A 20,243-nucleotide genomic window follows, 5' to 3' on the forward strand; every position below is an offset into this window, starting at 1 on the left:
TGTCTTTTGCCACAAAATGAGTTAATTCTCCAATTTGTTCTTTCCGACAATGTTTTCCAGTTCGGCAATGGCAATGGCCTGTTGCAATTTTGCCGAGTAAAGGTCTGTTTCTGCTTGGGCCAGCTTCACTTTTGTTTCTAAAATTACGGTCTTAATTTCAAATCCTGCGGTCAATCTATTTTGCTGTTCCATTAATTCATCTTTACGAAAGGCTACCGCTTTGCTGGCTGCCGTAATTAAGGCATTGCATTGCGCCACTTTTCTTGATAATCGATTTACGGACAACCCGATTTGCTGCTGGGTGTAGGCCATGTTTTCTTCAGCTTGTTTTAACTGTGCTTGTCTCTGATTTTGTACTTCCCGGTTGGTGAAAAGATCCTGAAGGTTCCATTTCAGGCTGACGCCAACGTAAGGACTGCTTATCGGTAAAATTGGATTTCCTTGCTGCCTGTAATATCCAGCCACAATGCCGAAATCGGGCAAGTTGCTCCGTTTAATGGCTTTTATCCCCAGTAAGGCCTTTTCCTTATTCAGTCTGGCTATTTCAAAATCAGGATTAAGCATGGCACTGCTGCGGGAATCATTTATTGGTGTAACTTTTTCATTCAGGACGGGTTCCTGTAGGTTCAGTTTTTGGAGATCAATGGCTGTCAGACTACTTATTTCGGAAAGATAATCCTGAAGCTGCAGGTCAATTTTCATCAAAGCCTGTTCCTCATTGGCAATATCAGCCCGAAGTCCAGCAAGTCCGGCAGCTGTAGATGTACCAGCCATGCGGGATGCTTCTCCATCTGCAAGTTTTGCTTTTGCCAGTTCAATACGAAGTTTCCCAGATTCGGATGTTTTGCGCAAAATTAAGGCACCATAAAAAAGTTGTTCTACCTGTAATTTCAGTTGCAGCGCAGTTTGTGCACTTTCCTGCTTGCCAATTTGAATATCAGTCTGATCAATAGCCATCGCGGTTGCCAGTTTGGCCTGTTGCGTAATGGGTTGATAAAGGTTAACCCCTACATTATAATTGCCTTTTTCGCCAAGGGTAAACTTACTATCCTGAGCAGGCAGAAGTTGTTCTGTGCCGTTTCCAGTGTTAATCATACCAATAGTTCCTGCCGGAATAGTAATGTCTGGCAATTTGAAATTATATTGATAGTTCCCGTCTAATGCAACGGAAGGGTATCTCTTAATCCCATCTTCATGCAACTTGCTGGTTTTCTCCAGAATCTGATACTGCTTGATGTTAAGCTGATGACTGTTTTTTTTTGCCGCATCAATCAGCTGATCAACCGAATAAACTGTTTGTGCTTTGCTATAATAATGACAGATGAGGCACAATAGTATCACGTGCCAACTGTTTTTGATCTGATTAATCATTTTGAATTTTATTTTGATGTTGATTACGGATTTCTTGTTTGTCGCCAGAATTTATCCAGCCGATGTACATCACTGGTACGGTAAGCAAGGCCATAATCATGCTCCAGATTACGCCGAAAGAAAGTACACTTGCCAGCGGTGCCCACATGGGTGAACCTGATATAATCATGGGTAGTACGCCAACTGCTGCCGCCATAGCCGTAAGGAAAATGGGACGTAGTCTCCGTTTGGCAGATTCAATTGCAGCAGTTCGAATATCCATGCCGTGTTGAATCAGGATATTGGTATAATCTACAAGAATTATCGCATTGCGAACTACAATTCCAGAAAGGGCGATTAACCCAATAAATGCAGTGAAGCTAAAATTATTACCAGTAATGGCCAGCCCCAGTATGGCTCCGAAGAGACTTAATGGGATGGTTGCCATAATGATCAATACCTCTTTAAAATTTTTGAACTGAAACATCAGGATGAAAAAAATCAGGACTAAACTGGTTCCCAATGCGGTATACATATCTGTTTCCACTTCTTCTTTTCCACCCTCTTCACCGCCGTATTCAATATGGTATCCTACCGGAAGCCTTAGCGCACTTATGGCAGGTTTAATCTGTTCAAGCAGTTCAGCGGGCAAAATATGTGCTTCTGTTTCACTTTGAACCGTAAGCGTTCTGATCCCATTGCGGTGCATGATGTTTCCACTTTGCCATTGCGGCGTTAAAGTGGCTATTTGTCTGAGGGGTACTGGTGCATTACTTAAAGGCGAGGAGAGGTAAATATTCTCCAGATCATCTGTATTTCTTCGTAACTGTTGATCTAACCGCAACCGGATATCTACCGGGTTGTTTCCTTCATAAATGGTAGAGATGGGGGCACCACTAAAACCTGTAAAAACAGCATTTGCAATATCTCCGGTGGTAAATCCAAGTTGTCCGGCCTGTTCGTTAGGCGTAATCTGTATGCCGTAATAGTCTGATGCAAAATCATTACGAACCAGTCTGCTGCCTTTTGCTCTTTTGATAATATCAGCCACCTGTGTACCATATGCCTTAAGCGTATTGATGTCGTCTCCAATAATCCTTACTTCTACTGGTGCTTTCAGGTCGTTTCCCTGTTGCATCTGCTTTACGTAAAAAGTTCCGTCAGGTATTAGGGTTCTCACTTTTGCAGTAAGTTCCTCAGCCATTTGTTCTGTGGTTTCATTATTGGTTGTGGTAATCAATATTAAACCATAATTGCTGGTCGGAACTTCAGGGGCAAAGTTGTAATAAAACCTGGGTGCAGATGTTCCGGAAAAGGCCGCATAGGAAATCACCCGACTGTCTTTTTTGATCAGGTTTTCTGCTTGATTTATGGCAGCATGTGTTTTCTCTAGTTTGGTCCCCGTAGGCATCCAGAGTTCTACAATAAACTGGTTGCGTTCGGCAGGAGGGAAAAACAACTCACGTACACCCAGCTTCATTACAATTCCGGTGAGCAGCACAAAAATGACACTGGTTAATATGGTCAGTTTAGGATGTTTGATGCACCAATCCAATGCTTTGTTGTATGCATTTTGCATCCTCGTGAGTACAGATACTTTTGTTTTTTGATCCGCTTGCTGTTCATCGGGTAAAGAAGGATGGTTTAACCCTTTTTTGATAAAGGTATAACACAGCAAAGGGGTGAGAAACAGTGCTACAAAATAGGAGGCAATTAATGCCACAGCCACTGTAATGGGAAGGGTAAATATAAATTCTCCGGTAGAACCTTTAATGAGTATCATGGGTAGAAAGGAAGCGATAATGGTAATGGTGGCTGCCAGAACTGGAATCAGCAAATCGTGTGCACTGCGCCAGGCCGCTGTCCAGCGGTCAATACCTTCATCTAAAAGTTCTACATAATTGTCTGCGATAACAATGGCATCGTCTACCACCATGCCCAAAACCAGTATAAGTCCGGCAAGGGATACCTGGTGCAGTTCAATGCCCAGTGCATTCAGAATGGCGAAAGTTAGTGATACTGTCATTGGGATAGCCAAAGCTGCCACAGAGGCAATCCGAAAAGGCAATAGTAAAATAACCACCACAATGACCGACAGTATGGCAAGAAAGAATTCTTTTATAAAGTGTGAGATATGATCATCCACCAAAGTGGGCTGCGAAATTAATGTGGTCACTTTTATATTGCTTGGTATACGTTGCTTCGCCAGCGCAATCATACTCTCTACTGATTTTCCAAAGGCGACGATATTATTGCCCTCATGCATTTGAATGGATAGCAATATGGCCTTATTGCCATTTACGCTGATGATGCTTTCAGGCTCGGCATCTGTTCTTTTCAAGCTGGCTATGTCACCAAGTTTCACAGGAATACCAGTGGGTGAAAGCCCTAAAACCTGGTTAGCGAGGTCTGTTTCGGTATGGAAATAGCCATTGGTATAAAGTGGAGTCTTGCTGTCCACAGTCTTTATTTCTCCGGTCGCCTCAATACTATTCTGTGCTTGTAATACCTGTTCTACCTGCCTGAAGTTTAGGCCATATTGAGCAAGTTTACCAGAGGTGGAAGAAACCACTATTTCTTCCTTCTGGTCGCCAATCCGTTTTACTTTAGCGGTTTGCTTAATGGTACGAATCAGGTCTTCTACCTTTTGGGCATATCCGCTTAGTTCTTTAAAACTTGCCTGGTTGCTTTCTAAGGCAATCACCACGGCTTCCGTATCGCCAAAATCGGAATCGACTATTGGGCCCTGAACGCCTTGTGGCAGTTCTGATGCTTTGGTAACCAGCAACTGATGGCGGAGCTTGCTCCAGAAAATGTCTGGCTGTTTAACTGATTCCGTAAGTTCAACGTTAATTACCACCATGCCATCCTTGGAGGTAGAGTATGTTTTTGTTTTATCTACCTCATCATATTGGAAAAGTTGCTGTTCCAGTTTTTTAGTGAGCTGCTCTTCCACCTGTGCAGATGAAGCTCCGGGGAATCCCGCCAAAACAAGTCCCTGCCTGATGGTAATTTTTGGATCTTCTCTGCGGGGCATATTAACCAGGGAATTGATGCCGACAGCAAATAGTGACAGCAAAACGGCCAGCGTAAGGTGCTTATATTTAAGCGCTGCTTCTATAAAGTTCATATGATTACTGATCTATTTTAATATGAGCGCCATCATTTAAAGCAGTTTGTCCGGAAATGACAATGGTTTCACTTGCCGATAAACCTGAAAGGATTTCTACGCTATTTGCAGACATTTTTCCGAGGCTTATTTTTCGCTTAAATGCCCGGTGGCTTTTTAAATCTACCACATACACATAGCTTTGATTGCCTGGTTCATTTATAATACATTCCGGGATGACGTTAATGCCCTTACGGAAATTGCCAGAGGAAATTCTGGTCTGAGCAATCATCCCTGGCCGAATGGCGAGGTCCTGATTATTGATTTCGATTTTTAAGGTAAAAGCCCTTGTGGTCGCATCAGCCACCGCACCAACTTCCACTATCGTTCCTGTAAAATGCCTGCCTAATGCTTCAATCTCTACATCTGCTGACTGTCCTTTTCTCAGTCCTTTCAATTCTCCTTCCGGCACCAGTGCAGATACTTTTACTTTTTTAATATCTGCCAATACAAATAATGGTGTGCCGGCAGAAATAATTTCTCCTGCTTCTGCATCTTTGCTGAGTAAAACCCCGGAAATTGGCGCATAAAGCCGGGTATCCTGAAGGTTTTTAACGGCTAGTTTTTGCTGTGTGCCAGCTTTCTGCAATGCAAAGTTTCCTTTTGTAAAGTCAAGTTCACTGATGCTGGATTTGGCGTGCATGATTTTTAAACGTTCGAACTGATCTTGAGCTTCACTTAATTCTACATCAGCGAGTTGCTTGTTCAACCTATAATTGGTTGATTCGAGGCTGGCTACCAAACTTCCTTTTGGAACGGTTTGTCCGGGTACAAAAGTGATCTGACTGATTTTACCAGAGACCATAAACCCGAGTTTAACCGTGGCGTTTCCTTCAATGTTCCCACTAAGTACAAGATCTTGTTCTGTTTTGGTGGATACCAGTTTTTCTGTTTTAACCCTAATTATTTGTTCAGTTATGTTCTCAGATTTCTCTTCTTGATTACCACATGCCACCAGAAGAAGGGAGATCATTGAAATGATGAGCGCATTTCCTCCTGCATTTTTTATGCTGCTTATAAGTTTCATTTTGCCTGTATTTATGGCAAAGATGATAGAGGGGCTGTTCGATTTAGATTCAATACTGACTGAACTGACAAAAATAAGGACTGAAGTTACTTTAAGGCTACACTTTAGTTTCTTGGATTCATTTTGTAAGACTTGAATGCTTGCAATGACCGCGAATCGTTAATGATTTTTTATGCTGTTCTTAGCAATCATTTAGTGTTCTCAGATCATGCAAATGAGTTTTGCAGATATGAAGAAAAATTAATGTGATGTCAATACATTTATTTTATTGATTTTCAGCGAATTAAAAATTTAATTAAAAATCATTGATGAACAATTTAACCTGCTGATCTGTTCATGATGCCGTATGAGCAAACCACAAACCACTGCCCCGGTTGATAAGAAGATTATCTGGCCGCTACAATCCCTCAATTTTTTTATGGCAGACCTACAGGCTGGTGTGGGCCCTTTCCTGGGTATATTTTTATTGGCGCACGGTTGGAAAAGTGGATTGATTGGGTCTGTAATGACTATTGGCGGTGTGGCTGGAATGATCATGACGATTCCTGCAGGTGCACTGATTGATGCCACTAAAAGAAAACGGTTTTATGTGGTGATCTCTGCCATTTTTACCACCCTCGCTTCATGCATTGTGTTATTTACACAAGAATTCTGGTTGGTGAGCATCTCCCAGGTAGCCACTGCTATTGCAGGTTCCGTTATTGCCCCGGCAATGATTGCCATTACGCTAGGAATTGTGAAGCAGAAGGGATTTAACAGGCAGAATGGACATAATCAGGCTTTTAACCACGCGGGCAATGTAGTGGGGTCTGCGCTTTCAGGCTACCTCGGTTATAAATTTGGTATGCCAGCCATTTTTTTATTGGCGGCGCTTTTTGGTATATTATCAATCATAGCAGTGCTGATGATTCCCGCAAAGGCGATTGATGACCAAGCCGCGAGGGGAATGAAAGAAGGAGGGGCGGACGAGCAGGCCAGTGGATTTAAGGTGCTCTTTAAATGCAAGCCTTTATTAATTCTTGCTGCAGCTCTGGCTTTATTTCACCTCGGTAATGGTGCAATGCTCCCGTTATATGGTCTTGCTGCTGCGGCAAATGATCAGGAGAATGCCTCCATGTTTGTGGCGATGACCATTATCATTGCACAACTGGTGATGATTGGAACTTCATTAATCGCCATGCGGATGGCTGAGAAAAGTGGCTTTTGGCTGGTATTATTAATCTCCTTTATTTCTTTGCCTATTCGTGGTTTTATTGCCGCCTACCTTCATAGCCACATCGGAATTTATCCAGTGCAGGTATTAGATGGTATTGGTGCTGGTTTGCAGAGTGTAGCAGTTCCGGGTTTGGTAGCACATATTTTAAATGGTACCGGCCGGGTGAATATTGGACAGGGTGCAGTGATGACTGTTCAGGGATTAGGTGCTTCTTTAAGTCCGGCTATTGGAGGCTGGATAGCTGAAGGAATGGGTTATAATTCCGCATTTCTGATTCTTGGGAGCTTCGCTGCAGGCTCAATCCTTTTGTGGTTAATTTTTGCTAGAACCCTTAAAGCAGTTAGCTAGGTAGTTAATTCCATCGGGTGCCATTACAATTCATCTTTACCTCATGCAAAAATATTATTTTTGAACACACTGGTGTTTAAGCCACATGCCAAACCATCTTAACCATAGCAGCATCACATGATTTATCTTCCAACCTGGATCATTTCATTTCTGGCCATTGCAGGCGTAATTATCCGCCCTTTTAAAGTTACTGAAGCTGTTTATGCGGTAACGGGCGCAATTTTATTATTGCTTCTTCAGCAGATTAATTACCATGAGGCAGTAGCTGGTATGGCTAAGGGAATAGACGTTTACTTGTTTCTGACGGGGATGATGCTACTGGCAGAAACGGCCAGAGCAGAAAAACTGTTTGACTGGCTCGCCGCACATGCTACTTTAATGGCTAAAGGTTCGCCCTCCCGGTTGTTTTTGCTCATCTACCTGGTTGGGATTGCGGTTACCACTTTGTTATCAAATGATGCGGCGGCTGTTGTATTAACGCCTGCGGTAGCCGCTGCTGTAAGCGCAGCCAAGGTAGAAAAGCCACTTCCATACTTATTAATCTGTGCTTTTATTGCGAATGCGGCTTCTTTTGTATTGCCTATTTCTAATCCCGCCAACCTGGTTATTTATGGTAGTCATATGCCTTCCTTGTATCAATGGCTTTCTACCTACTTGATTCCTTCTATTTGTGCCATTACGGTAACTTATCTGGTATTGTATTTTACACAGCGGAGTGCTTTCAGCCATCAGATCAGAACTGATATTCAGCTTCCAAAATTATCTAGTGGCGGGCGAACAGCGCTTTTAGGCATTGGTATGACGGCCATCGTGTTACTGGTTGCTTCAGGATTAAATATGGACCTTGGTTTGCCTACGGCCATTACGGGGATATTAACCACAATAATCGTAATGATCAATGTTAAAAAAAGTCCTGTAACCGTTATCAAAGGTGTTTCATGGGCCGTGCTTCCTTTGGTAGCGGGTTTATTTGTGATTGTGGAGGCTTTAAACAAAACGGGGATGATCCAAAATCTGACGGCACTTTTGAATAAAGGCATTGCAGAATCAGCCACTGGGGCTGTATGGCTGAGTGGAATATTTACGGCATTTGCTTGTAACCTGATGAATAACCTGCCTGCCGGATTAATCGCGGGCAACGTACTTAATCAGGGGCATTCTCCGGAAATGGTTAAAAGTGCCGTGTTAATTGGCATTGATTTAGGCCCTAATCTATCCATTACCGGATCATTGGCTACTATTTTATGGTTAGTGGCCTTACGTAGGGAAGGGCTGGATGTAAGTGCATGGAAATTTTTAAAACTTGGTGCCCTGGTGATGACGTTGGCACTGATTGCAGCGCTGGCTTCGTTATGGATTTGATTGAGGTAAGATATTGGTACAAAGTCATATCCTGACAACGATTTTTATTTTATCGATTTTAAAGCGCTATGCCGCTGGGCATCAAACTTTAAAGCAAGTTAGCATGATGTATAATGCTACAGTTTGAATATAGCTACTTCATCGTTATTTTAGCAAAAACCTAATGAACGTTAGCTGTTATCAGCATGCTCAGAGATGAAGAAAATTTAATTTCATGTTCATTCCATGCATATTTGTCAATTATACTTTTGGAGTATAAATTATTAAAGACATGAAAAAAAACAATAACAAAATCTGGTTGACAGCTGTGTTGTTAGCCGGAACATTTGCCCTTCAGGCACAGGAACTTCCAAAACCACCAGCAACGCCAACAGGCTTAACCGACCCTATCGCTAAAGGAGCGCCCCGCCCACCAATAGGCGCTCCAGGTGAACCACCAAGACCTCTTGAAGATATGCAACTTATTCAATTAACGACCATAAAAGGCACCGTTGTGAATCCAATTGCCAATGAAGAGTTTGAATATAATGGCCTTTTAGTGCGGACGAGTAAGGGTGATGTGAGCGTAATGTTTCCACCACATTTAGGTGAAACAATCATTTCATCAGCAAAAAATGGTGCGCGTGTAACCATTACCGGCGACGAAAATACCAATCCTGAAGGAAAGAAAATCTTTCGTTTGAACAGTATTGAGGTTAACGGGAAACTGATTAGTGATACGCCTCCGGTAGCACCACTTATTAACGAGAGTCAGGAACAAAAAAGTTTCAGCGCCAACATTAAACAGTTAAACTATGGTTTGGAGAAAGAGGTTCGTGGCTTTACCCTTTCATCTGGAGAAAGTGTAAGCATTGCGCCGCACATTGCACAGCAGCTTACCAGCCAATTAAAACCAGGCGAGAAGGTAGTGGTAACCGGTTTTGTAGAACCAAAGAGACCAGGTGTAATGTACAGCCAGAAAACAACCCTGATTAGGGCCAGAACATTGAACATTAACGGACAAACCTACCTGGTAAGATAATTTGCAGGATGCCACATTTTTATATTTAATTTGTGGCATCTGGCTTTTAAGGAAGATTTACGATGAAGATACTGCTTATAGAAGATGAAATAAAGCTTGCAGGCTATATCAGAATGGCGCTTGAACAGGCTGGTTATGTGGTCGATCATGAATCAGATGGCACCATTGGGCTTCAAACGGCCATGGTGAATCAATATGATTTGATCCTGTTGGATTTGATGCTTCCTTCGCAGAATGGTTTTGATATTCTTTCCAACTTGCGCAGTTTTGATAATTACGTTCCGGTGATCATCATTAGTGCCCTGGGTACCACAGAACAAGTGATTAAGGGCTTGGATGCGGGTGCTAATGATTATTTAAAAAAACCTTTTGAAATGGAGGAGTTACTGGCCAGGGTTCGAGTATTGCAGCGTCAACATACGCCGAAGAGTTTATCAAAATTGAAAGTAGAAGATCTGGAGATTGACCTGTTGAGCAGAGTGGTAAAGCGAGGTGAAAAAACAATTGCCTTAAGTAACCGTGAATTTCTGCTTTTGGAAATGCTCATGATCAATCCGGATAAGATTATAACCAAGGCCCAGATACTGGATAAGGTATGGAATATGAGTTTTGATCCCGGCAGTAACGTCATTGAAGTGCATTTGTATCAGGTAAGGAAAAAAATTAACGATGGATTTGAACACCAGCACATTCAAACAGTAATTAACAGGGGATATATCCTGAAAACTTCAAAATCAGCAGAATGAAACGCTATTTTTACCGTGGGCTCAGATTCAGAATGACCTTGCTATTCAGCATAGTCTTTATTGTGATTAATCTGGTTTTTGGTAGGCTGATCTTTCATTATTTTAAAAATGGCTATGTTGAAAATTATAACAAATACCTTTACACCAGGGCTCAAACCATACTAGACAAAACTGAAATCAATCCTGATATCATTGCACTGCCAGATTCAGGAGAATCTATTCGTGTGTTTTACCATAATAACCAAAGGCAACCTGTTTTAGTATTTCAATCTCCGGGCATCATTTCCCATTTGCAGGTACCAGATCATTCTGTTTTGATTGATAGCCTGGGCCAATATGGTGTTTACCTTAAAAAGGAGAATTATGATGGGCGACCTGTTGAACTTTTGCTCACCGTTTCGGATTATTCTTTAAAGCATAAAATCAATCAGTTTACCTTATTGATGGTTGCACTTACCGGGGTAAGTTTACTGGCCAGTGCTGTTTCTGCCTATTTTGCTTCCGGGTGGTTAATCAGGCCCATACGGTCGATCGCGATGCAAGCCTCCGAAATTAATACTGAACGGCTGGGGCAGCGAATCCAAATTACGGAAACCCATGATGAGCTTGAACAACTGGCAAAAACCATTAATGAGATGATTGGTAGGATAGAGGATGAGCAGCAAACCCGCAATCATTTCTTTGCTGCTGCATCGCATGAACTCCGTACACCTTTGGCTAATCTTCGTGCACAAACTGAACTTGAATTAGGCAATAGAAATTCAAGAGCTGATCAGGATTTGCTAGGTAGCCAGCTCGCTGAGATTAGTCGTTTGCAGTCTATTGTAGAACAGTTTTTGCTCATCAGCGAATTCAGCCAAAATGGATTGTTGTTAATAAAAAGCAAGATTGATATTTCCGATCAGTTATTTAAGGTTTTTGCCAGAAATAACCATCAGGCTCAAATGCGAAACATTGTTTACGACATGCAATTTAGCGAGAGCATCGCATCTTTTGAAATGGAGGTAGACGCTGAAAAGATGGAGATGGTTTGGCAAAACCTTCTACAAAATGCATTGAAATATATGCCTCAGGGTGCTACACTGCTTTGTTCGATTGAGCAGGTTAATGATAATCTGGTGATCAGTTTTCAAAATCCCATTCTTCAGAAGCAGGTAAATGTTGCAGTGCTGGGAACTCCTTTTACCAAAGGGAGATCCATCACCTCTGGTTCAGGTTTGGGCATTTGGCTTTGCAAAGAAATTTTAGAGGCACATGGTGGAATGCTTAAATTGGAAAGCCAGGCTTATCGTTTCAGTGCTACTGTATATCTGAAATCACCAACTGGAAAAGAAGAGAAGCCTTAATTCGATAAATCTTTAGTGTAAATCCTTTTCTGATTGCAAAGTGTAATTACAATTGAAGGTAAAGCCAAATAACGATCAGGAGGTTCGGTATCCTGATCGTTAAACAGATCTGATTAATTAAAATGAGTAGCAAACTCCTTTGCAAAATCATTGATCTTTACAGTCCCTGTAATTGGTGCGCCACTCTTATCAAAGTCAGCCTGTAACAGGTTATTGCGCATAGAACTACCCATTTCAACATATAACGCTGCAAGTTCATTTGAAAAACCTGCCTGTTTCATGCCACTTAAAGACTCTTCATCACTAAATTCTACCCATTTTAAATCTGGTTTTCCAATGGCCTGTCCAATGGCTTGAGTAGCTTCGCCTACGGAGATATAATCACTGGCAATATAACGAATAGAGTATTCGCTGCCAGTCTTTATCAGTTCTTCAGCAGCTACCGCAGCAATGTGCTCCGGGTGTACCTGTGGAATTCTGGTTTCGGCAGGATAATTCGATCCCATAAAACCTGCATTTTTAATCATAGGGATATCTCTATAATAATTGGAATAGAAATAACCAGGGCGGAGAAAAGTAACAAAGGTATTGTTTAATGTTTTGTAGTTTTGTTCTATCTGATGTAAAGCTACAATAGGCCCTGTTCCTGCTGCTAAATCGGCACCAAGGCTACTTAACATCACCACTCTTTTGATACCTGCTGATTCAATGGCCTGCTTAAATGTTTCGCCTACCTCAATGGTTTTTTGAATGATGTTTTGTTCGCCATAGTTTGGCGGAGTCATCACAAATACTGCATCTGCACCTGCAAATACTGATTTTAAAAAAGCAAGATCTTTAACAGATCCAATTGCTGCCTTTGCACCAATCTTTTCAATTTCTGCTTTTCGCTCTTTATTACTGCTAATAACTGTAAGATCGTGGCCTTCTTTGATTAGTATCTGAGAAAGGTGCTTACCTATATTGCCCAACGAGCCGGTAATTGTAATTTTCATCTTGTTTATTTTAAATTAAGTAGCATAAAGGTATATTCGCAAATACTCTTGTACAAGTACTTACCCCAAAGTGTGTATCCATATGTCATTGATTAAACAATCATCTACCATACAGCAGAATAAAAAAATAGCGCTTAACCTATGCCCGGTAACGTATACCCTGGAAAAGATTGGCGGATACTGGAAGCCCTTTATCATCTATCATTTGGTTGAGGGAGTGAAACGGTATGGGGAACTAAAGAGGGCAATACCTGCCATCACTGAGAAAGTATTGATCCAACACCTTAAACAAATGGAATCAGACGGGTTAATCATCAGAGAGGCAAAGGCGGTTGTTCCACCTTTTGTTACCTATCGGCTAAGTGTTGCCGGCTTAAAAATTTTACCAGTAATTCAAGCGATGGCGCAATGGGCAACTGATGATATGGAACAATCTACAAGTGATCATTTAGCAGCAGATTAACAGCTGTTAAAATAAAAACCTGAATTTGATCATTATGAATTGATTTTAACACCCCGGTCTGCGACCATCCCCTCTGAAAGAGGGGAATTACGGTCGCCTGTAAGGCATATTATTAATCCAACTCAGTATAAAAGGATTATCAGTGTGTTTTTACATCCCTGTAAAAACCGATCATTGCCAGTTTTTGATTGCCGATAAGTAGGTCCAGGCAATAAACAGTATTTGTAAAGGGATTCTGAACCATAGATAATTTATCCCACTTCCGTTATAGGTGGCTTTTTGATAATCAATATGCTTAATTGCTGCATATATATTTGATGGAAGGATGAGGAGAAAAAATGCAATTAACAACCAGGCTGTCATTACGCTGAATGCTGGAATAAACAGACCAATGGCGGCGGCAATTTCAATAATTCCTGTTAGGTATACTACCTGTGCTTTATAAGGTACAAAATCTGGCAGCATCATGGCCATTCCATTATTAAAGGCAAAGTGTGCAGAGGCGGTAAATAGCAACATCACAGACATTGCAATTTTGCCGGAAAGCGCAGGTTCATAATTCCCCCGGAAAATTTTATTGAAGGCTAGAGAAAGAATAAATACACTGATTAAAACGAGTAAAGGTTTCATTGTTTTTTTTGGTAAAGGTCTGGCTATTTATCTAATGTAACAATGAACCCAGGTTAAGAAATTCGCTTACGGATTCTGCTGAGTGCTTGCGGGGTAATGCCAATATAGGAGGCGATATACTTCAACGGTATCTGTTTAATGAGTTGCGGCTGTTCTGAAAATAATTTCAGGTAACGTTGCTCTGCGGTATCATTCAAAAGGGACAGTTCTCGTTTTGATTTTTTTAGAAATAAATCTTCACTGGCATGCCGGCCAATGGTGTTCCCAATTTCAGTTTCTTGATAAATGGTTTGCAGGTCATCATAAGAGATTCGCCAGAGAATGGTTTTTTCTAACGTTTCAACCTGGTAAGCGGATGCTTGCTGAGTAAGAAAAGAATCATAAGCACTCACAAAACCATCATCAAAAACAAAGGTAAAGGTCAGGTCGTTTTCTTCCTTTGGCAGGTAAAACCGGATAATGCCTTTTTCTACAAAAGACAAGTGCTTTTCGATTTGTCCGGTTTTTAAAAGCAGATGCTTTTTTGGATATTCACAGCGTTCTATTTTTGATGAAAAGGCTTTCCAATCCTGATCGCTCATTTTTAAATTCTTTTCAAAATATTTTCTGATTTGTTCCATTAAGTATTGATGCTCTGCTGCTTATTCTGGCTTTGGTAAGTAAAGTTATATTTGCTTTAATTGGATCACAAGTTACAAAAAACAGCAATTGTTTGTAGAATCTAACATCAAATTAAACAAATAAATTATACAAGATTTTACTAACTTTACTATGCCTTTTTGGAAAATTAATCATTTCCCTTGGGAACGAATGAATGAGTAAAACAGAAAAATCAAACATCGAATTAGATATTGAGCGGGTCTCACTTATCCCATCTGTCGCAAATATACTGGAAGTAGCATGTGAAATTACAGGAATGGGGTTCGCAGCGATTGCTCGTGTAAGTGAAAATTCATGGATTGCCTGCGCTACGCTGGATAAAATTAACTTTGGTTTGGAAGTTGGGGGAGCGCTTCAACTTGAAACCACGATATGTAATGAAATCATGTACCACCATCAGGTGGTTGCCATTGATCATTTTGATGAGGATCCGGTCTATAAGAATCACCACACGCCTAAATTATATGGCTTACAAAGTTATATATCGGTTCCTGTCATATTAAAAAGCGGTGATTTTTTTGGTACACTTTGCGCCATTGACCGGGTTCCGAATCAGGTTAACAATTCAAAAGTAATTAAGACTTTCTCGCTCTTCGCTGAACTGATCGGATTTCATTTAGATTCGCAAGATGAGCTTGCTGAAAGCAAACGGATACTGAAGGTTGAAAAACGGAGTGCTGAAACCAGAGAGCAGTTTATTGCGATGCTGGGGCATGATCTTCGAAACCCGGTGAATGCTGTTTCGAATGCGGTGCAACTTCAGCTGCGGAGTGATCTTGATGAACGCAATAAGCGTTTGGCGACCATTATCCGCGATGCGACAACACGTACAAAAGGATTGATTGATAATATTCTTGATTTTGCGAGTGGCAGATTGGGTGGTGGAATTAAGCTCAATTATGAGAATCAATTAAGCCTGGATGAAACCATTGATCAGGTTATTGTGGAGCTGAACATGGCTTGGCCTGATGTTGAAATTATAAAAAACATCTCCTTATCTTCTGCATTAAGGGCAGATTATAAGCGGATTGCTCAATTGCTTTCTAACATATTGGGTAACGCCATTACTCATGGAGAAAAGGGCAAGCCAATTAGGGTGACTATGAATGAGTGTGCTGAAGATAAAAAATTGATTGTTTCCAATTCCGGCACACCGATACCACCACATATTTTGCCACACTTGTTTAAGCCTTTTTCGAGAGGGAAAGTGAGGCCTGGGCAGGAGGGTTTAGGTTTAGGGCTTTATATTGCTAAAGAAATTGCCTTGGCTCACGGTGGCGGAATCAGTGTGGAGTCTGATATTGAAGCTACATCCTTTATCATCCGGCTTCCTCATTAACCGTTGGTTAAAATGATGGCGGATTGATTCAACTCCTGTTTAAAGCATAGATTTCATTTGTAGATCAGGTATTTCCTATTGATGGTTTTTGATGTAAATTTTAAATGTCGTTCCATTTCCGGGTGTACTATCCACTACAATTTTTCCTCCAGAAAGGTTAACAATTTCCCTCACGAGGTGAAGCCCAACGCCGGTGCCTTCTACATCACGGGAAATTCTTTCATATTTCGTGAATATTTTGTCTGTATCTTCCTTATTAATACCTCTGCCATTATCAGCAACTGAGATGACAAAAAAATCATCTTCTGTGAAAGTTCTAATGAGGATTTCCGGGCGGCGTTGCTGATCTCTGTACTTGATGGAGTTGCTGATTAAATTATAGAGCACACTTCGAAGTTTCCGGCGTACAAATAAAACTTCTGAGTGGGTTATATCCCAGCAGATAGAAGCATTTGATTCCAAAATCTGCGGGGCAAGCGTGAGCCGAACATCTTCAAGGATTTGTTCAATATCCAGCAGTTCTTCAACAGATTTATAATTTTGATCTGTTTTACGTGAATCTGTTAGTTCAGTAACAATCCCTTTAATTTTATGCAGGCCATTTTCTATTTTTTCAAGCAAAGCCGGGAATTTTACCATTCCCTTTTCCGGCGTTTTCTTGAGCATTTCGATGGTTAAGGTTAAACTGGTTAATGGCGTTTTAATGTCATGTGAAATGGTATCCAATAAAAGCTCATGCTCCATAATTAACTTTTCCTGTTCTTTCAGGTCATGAATCCTAAGGGTAATATCTACAAAAGTAATGATCACGCCATTATTCTGATTCCCTTTCTGCACTAGATATGGCAGTATGTTCATCTGGTACCAGCGCATATCAGTAGTCTGAATTTCTTTTTCCAGCAACTCTCCGGTTTTAATTACATGTTCAATGTTTTCTATGATAGTAGGGAAGCGAAAGTTGTCTTTAATATCCATAATCGACTTTCCAATATCATGAGGATGAAGCTTAAACTGCTTCATGGCTGGAGGAGTGAATTTTCGCAGGATCAGATTGGCATCTACAAATAATTGAGGAATAATGGTATTGCGGAAATAATTTTCCAGTTCATCATTCAATTCAATGAGGGCATTAATTTGCTGATTTTGACTTTGCATAGATACTATTCATGTAGGTTGATTGACTACAATATAATAAAAAATGGTTGAGGTAAAAGGGTTTGTATATTTATATCTTGTTTATTACATGGGATAAATCTTGCACGTAACCATACATCATCAACAATTTAATTGATTAATTATGATGGAAGAGGCAAAAAGGTTAACTATGAATATTAGTACGGATTTTATTTAGAAAAAAATCCAGCTCGAAGGGTTTTTGTATAAAGGCATCAGCTTTACAACCTGTACTTACCTGTTCTAAACTGGCATGAGCACTCATTATAATAATGGGGATATGGTTTTGCAGACTTTCAGACCTTAACTGGTTACAAACTTCCAATCCAGATCCATCTGGTAACATTACATCTAAGATAAAAAGGTCTGGCAATTCTCTGGTATCTCTACTCATAAAATCATTTACATTTTCAAAAGAAACTACTTCATAATCTTCAGATACCAGAATCCACTCTACCACTTCTCGTATATCTCTATCGTCTTCTAGTACAAAAATTTTAGCCATATGATTGTTAAATTATTACAACAACTGTTTGATTGTTTAGTTTGAGATAACGTTTAAATTTTTTGCCTGGTAACGGTTTGGTGGTATTATAGCATCACCAAAACAACTATTCAATTTAGGTTAACAGCAAAATGCCCTTAAGCGAAACCAAATTATCAAGTGTTTCTACTATTGTAAATGATTTGATATTTTGTTAGCCTGGTTATTGATGCTGTAAAATGATTGGGCTTGTTGAAAACCATTAAATGGTGTTCAACAAGCCCAATGTATTGAAATCAGATCAATAGCATGTTTCTATATCACTACTTTTTCTTTTTAGAAAGATAGGTGAACAATAGTGTACCGACTACGGCAGCTACCAGTACTTTTTTAGCTAAACCAGCAGCATTGTATTTCAACTCCGCTTTAATGCCTCGTTCTGCCAGGATATTAGGAAAAACACCCTTACCGAGATCTTCAATAATTCCTTCCCAGGCATTAATTCTATCGGCAAGAATTAAGGGAATCCAGTGGCGGTAGCGATCTTCACTATGTTTAAAGGCATAACGCCTGATGATGCCGCTCAGGCCTGATGGCGGAACCGTAGTGCCAAATACCACAGGATAAACAGGTCGCTCAATTGATTTGAGCAATTCAATTTCTACAGGCTGTTGTGCTGAGCGTTCGTAATTCAATCGGTTATGATCATCACCCGTGTAATTTTTCATGGGGTAGGTGGGTTCATTATCAGGATCCATATCCATTCCCCACCCTGGGATTTGCTGGTAATCTATATTGGTATTTTCCGTTTTCATAGTTTTTTTTATTAAGGTATAAGTACGGTTTTGATGCATTCATCAAGTTTTGAAGAGAAGATGTGATAGGCATCAGATACTTCCTGCAATGGAATGCGGTGGGTGATTAGTCCTTTCGGATTTAACCTTCCTGATTGAACATGATCAATTAACTTGGGTAAAAGGCGTTTAACAGAGGCCTGATTTGCCCGTAGGGTGATGCCTTTATTGAGGATGTTTCCAATGGGTGCAAAATTAAATGGGGGGCCATAAACACCTACAACAGATACAATTCCGCCTTTTTTTACTGAATTAATTGCCCATTGAAATGCGGTAGCTGATCCGGCCTGCATCAGTGTCATTTTACCTGTAAAGGTTTGCAGGGCATTTCCTTCTGCTTCGCAACCTACACAATCAATGCATACATCTGCGCCGTACCAATCTGTAATTCTTTTAATAAAAACCACCGGATCATCCATTGATTTAAAGTTATAGGCTTCGCACTTGGCGTAGTTTTTTGCAAATTCTAATCTGTAATCAATATGATCGATAATAATTACCCTTGCCGGGCCGAAAAACCAGGCGCATCTGGCAGCCATAATACCAATTGGGCCTGCTCCAAATACCACTACGGTATCACCTTCTTTAATTCCGCCCATTTCGGCAGCCTGATAGCCTGTAGGTACTACATCGGTTAGTAGAACAGCATCATCCGGATCCATATCTGCCGGAATTACGGTTGGTCCAACATTGGCATATGGCACCCTCACGTATTCTGCTTGTCCGCCATCAAAGCCTCCTGCTGTATGTGAGTAGCCAAATATGCTCCCTACTGCGGTAGCCATGGCGTTTGATTCATGGCAATTTCCGTAAAGCCCTTGCTTGCAAAAATTACATTTGCCACAGGCAATATTAAAGGGTACCAATACTTGATCGCCAATTTTTACATTGGTTACCAAAGGGCCTGTTTCTACAATAACGCCTGTAAATTCATGTCCAAATACGGAGCCCACACGGGTATCGGGTACCATTCCGTGGTAGAGGTGAAGATCGGATCCGCAGATACAAGTTCGGGTTACACGCACAATTGCATCTTCCGGATGTAGGATCTCTGGCATTGGACGTTGTTCTGCCCGGACCCTGAACGGCCCTCTGTAATTCATTGCTAACATAATTTATGGTTTAGTTTTCCTGGTAAATGTTTGGTTGTACAAATGAATAGGGTTTTGCACAACCTGTGGTGATGGTTTAAGAACAAGGCTGGGGAGATTGAAGTTTAGCTTAAAATCAATTCGCGTATTTTACACTGATTTAAGTTTTAACACTAAGTTGGCTGTACCGATGTGAAATCGGTACAGCTGCGCTGCCGCCGAAGGGCTTTTACTTTTGGCTTGGCCCAAAAGTAACAAAAAGCCGAGGCTTGGATCTGATGTTGGATAAATTCGTTAAAGCTTTATTTCGGCAGCACAAGCAGCGATGAAAAATCGCAGAATATGCGCTGCCTTGGGCAGTGGTGGCTTGAAAGTTTTTGCAGAAGCTTTAACGTTTTCTCCTTCCATCATCTCCTAGGCCGGATAGTAGGGTGTAAATAGCAGGGTGCCCATCGCTGGGTGCGAAGAATGTTTTTTCTCTCGCCCTTTCCCATTCTTGGGGAAAGGTGCCGTTAGGCGGATAGGGGCTATTTCTGCTTTCATTTTTTACTTTGGATGGTAATCTCAGCAATGCGGATGGTAATCTCAGCAATGCGGACGGCAACCTCAGCGATGCGGACGGCAACCTCAGCAATGCGGACGGCAATCTCAGCGATGCGGACGGCAATATCAGCGATGCGGACGGTAACCTCAGCGATGCGGACGGCAATCTCAGCGATGCGGATGGCAACCTCAGCGATGCGGACGGTAACCTCAGCAATGCGGACGGCAACCTCAGCAATGCGGACGACAACCTCAGCGATGCGGACGGCAATATCAGCAATGCGGACGGCAACCTCAGCGTTGAACTAAAAATTAAGGGCAGTATGGAAAAGTGTAAAGGTGTTGGAGGTCGATCAGTAAGGATTTCGGCAGGGGGGGATGTATGATGACGGGTGGGGATTAAATAAAAGCAGCAACTGATTTTTT

18 protein-coding genes are annotated in these 20,243 nt (G+C 41.2%); 8 read left to right on the forward strand and 10 right to left on the reverse strand.

All coding sequences use genetic code 11. The features are described 5' to 3' along the window. Positions 1-21: 21 nt before the first annotated feature. The 3 genes from EV200_RS03000 to EV200_RS03010 are packed head-to-tail and all read right to left on the reverse strand — an operon-like array spanning position 22 to position 5,546. On the reverse strand, positions 22-1,371 hold the full coding sequence (locus EV200_RS03000) for a TolC family protein (protein ID WP_132529315.1): 1,350 nt from the start codon (positions 1,369-1,371) through the stop codon (positions 22-24). Further along, positions 1,364-4,480: an efflux RND transporter permease subunit gene (locus EV200_RS03005; RefSeq protein WP_132529316.1), complete on the reverse strand. Its 3,117-nt coding sequence runs from the start codon at positions 4,478-4,480 to the stop codon at positions 1,364-1,366. The genes EV200_RS03000 and EV200_RS03005 overlap by 8 nt, the downstream gene beginning before the upstream one ends. Positions 4,481-4,484: 4 nt before the next feature. Beyond that, positions 4,485-5,546 (reverse strand): efflux RND transporter periplasmic adaptor subunit, encoded by a 1,062-nt coding sequence (locus EV200_RS03010; protein WP_132529317.1) that lies wholly within the window; start codon positions 5,544-5,546, stop codon positions 4,485-4,487. A gap of 346 nt (positions 5,547-5,892) precedes the next feature. On the opposite strand from EV200_RS03010, the gene EV200_RS03015 reads away from it, so the two are divergent. From EV200_RS03015 to EV200_RS03035, 5 genes are all read left to right on the forward strand, one after another. Next, a complete protein-coding gene (locus EV200_RS03015; RefSeq protein WP_132529318.1) occupies positions 5,893-7,110 on the forward strand; it encodes an MFS transporter in 1,218 nt (405 codons plus the stop codon). Between the two features lie 117 nt (positions 7,111-7,227). Then, the gene (locus EV200_RS03020) at positions 7,228-8,472 is read left to right on the forward strand and encodes an arsenic transporter (protein WP_132529319.1); all 1,245 of its coding nucleotides are present in this window, start codon (positions 7,228-7,230) and stop codon (positions 8,470-8,472) included. A gap of 271 nt (positions 8,473-8,743) precedes the next feature. After that, entirely contained in the window at positions 8,744-9,493 is a 750-nt protein-coding gene (locus EV200_RS03025) for a hypothetical protein (RefSeq protein WP_132529320.1), read from the forward strand. A 62-nt stretch (positions 9,494-9,555) separates the two neighbouring features. Continuing rightward, complete coding sequence (locus EV200_RS03030; protein ID WP_132529321.1) at positions 9,556-10,239, forward strand: response regulator transcription factor; 684 nt, start codon at positions 9,556-9,558, stop codon at positions 10,237-10,239. Continuing rightward, positions 10,236-11,585 (forward strand): sensor histidine kinase, encoded by a 1,350-nt coding sequence (locus EV200_RS03035; protein ID WP_132529322.1) that lies wholly within the window; start codon positions 10,236-10,238, stop codon positions 11,583-11,585. Before EV200_RS03030 ends, EV200_RS03035 begins: the two co-directional genes overlap by 4 nt. Positions 11,586-11,698: 113 nt before the next feature. Here EV200_RS03035 and EV200_RS03040 read toward each other — a convergent pair whose 3' ends face one another. Next, the gene (locus EV200_RS03040; RefSeq protein WP_132529323.1) at positions 11,699-12,580 is read right to left on the reverse strand and encodes an NmrA family NAD(P)-binding protein; all 882 of its coding nucleotides are present in this window, start codon (positions 12,578-12,580) and stop codon (positions 11,699-11,701) included. 82 nt (positions 12,581-12,662) lie between these two features. Between EV200_RS03040 and EV200_RS03045 the strand changes: the two genes are divergently transcribed. Continuing rightward, positions 12,663-13,043 carry a winged helix-turn-helix transcriptional regulator gene (locus EV200_RS03045; RefSeq protein WP_132529324.1) on the forward strand — a complete coding sequence of 127 codons (381 nt, stop codon included), beginning with the start codon at positions 12,663-12,665 and terminating at the stop codon, positions 13,041-13,043. A gap of 171 nt (positions 13,044-13,214) precedes the next feature. On the opposite strand, the gene EV200_RS03050 is transcribed toward EV200_RS03045, so the two are convergent. After that, entirely contained in the window at positions 13,215-13,673 is a 459-nt protein-coding gene (locus tag EV200_RS03050; protein ID WP_132529325.1) for a DoxX family protein, read from the reverse strand. Between the two features lie 53 nt (positions 13,674-13,726). After that, positions 13,727-14,293, reverse strand: a complete 567-nt coding sequence (locus EV200_RS03055; RefSeq protein WP_132529326.1) for a Crp/Fnr family transcriptional regulator — start codon at positions 14,291-14,293, stop codon at positions 13,727-13,729. A 194-nt stretch (positions 14,294-14,487) separates the two neighbouring features. Here EV200_RS03055 and EV200_RS03060 point away from each other — a divergent pair, with 194 nt between their 5' ends. Continuing rightward, on the forward strand, positions 14,488-15,672 hold the full coding sequence (locus EV200_RS03060; RefSeq protein ID WP_132529327.1) for a GAF domain-containing sensor histidine kinase: 1,185 nt from the start codon (positions 14,488-14,490) through the stop codon (positions 15,670-15,672). Positions 15,673-15,747: 75 nt separating this feature from the next. On the opposite strand, the gene EV200_RS03065 is transcribed toward EV200_RS03060, so the two are convergent. The 4 genes from EV200_RS03065 to EV200_RS03080 all read right to left on the reverse strand — a co-directional run bounded on the left by EV200_RS03065 (position 15,748) and on the right by EV200_RS03080 (position 19,286). Beyond that, positions 15,748-16,827, reverse strand: a complete 1,080-nt coding sequence (locus EV200_RS03065; protein ID WP_132529328.1) for a sensor histidine kinase — start codon at positions 16,825-16,827, stop codon at positions 15,748-15,750. Between the two features lie 163 nt (positions 16,828-16,990). Further along, the gene (locus tag EV200_RS03070) at positions 16,991-17,350 is read right to left on the reverse strand and encodes a response regulator transcription factor (protein ID WP_132529329.1); all 360 of its coding nucleotides are present in this window, start codon (positions 17,348-17,350) and stop codon (positions 16,991-16,993) included. Between the two features lie 302 nt (positions 17,351-17,652). After that, entirely contained in the window at positions 17,653-18,144 is a 492-nt protein-coding gene (locus tag EV200_RS03075) for a hypothetical protein (RefSeq protein WP_132529330.1), read from the reverse strand. A gap of 11 nt (positions 18,145-18,155) precedes the next feature. Continuing rightward, a complete protein-coding gene (locus EV200_RS03080) occupies positions 18,156-19,286 on the reverse strand; it encodes a zinc-dependent alcohol dehydrogenase (protein ID WP_229676693.1) in 1,131 nt (376 codons plus the stop codon). Between the two features lie 539 nt (positions 19,287-19,825). Here EV200_RS03080 and EV200_RS03085 point away from each other — a divergent pair. Next, entirely contained in the window at positions 19,826-20,203 is a 378-nt protein-coding gene (locus EV200_RS03085) for a hypothetical protein (RefSeq protein ID WP_132529332.1), read from the forward strand. The last annotated feature ends 40 nt before the right edge of the window (positions 20,204-20,243 follow it).

The sequence above is a fragment of the Pedobacter psychrotolerans genome, from assembly GCF_004340665.1.
GTDB classification, from domain to species: Bacteria; Bacteroidota; Bacteroidia; order Sphingobacteriales; family Sphingobacteriaceae; genus Pedobacter; species Pedobacter psychrotolerans.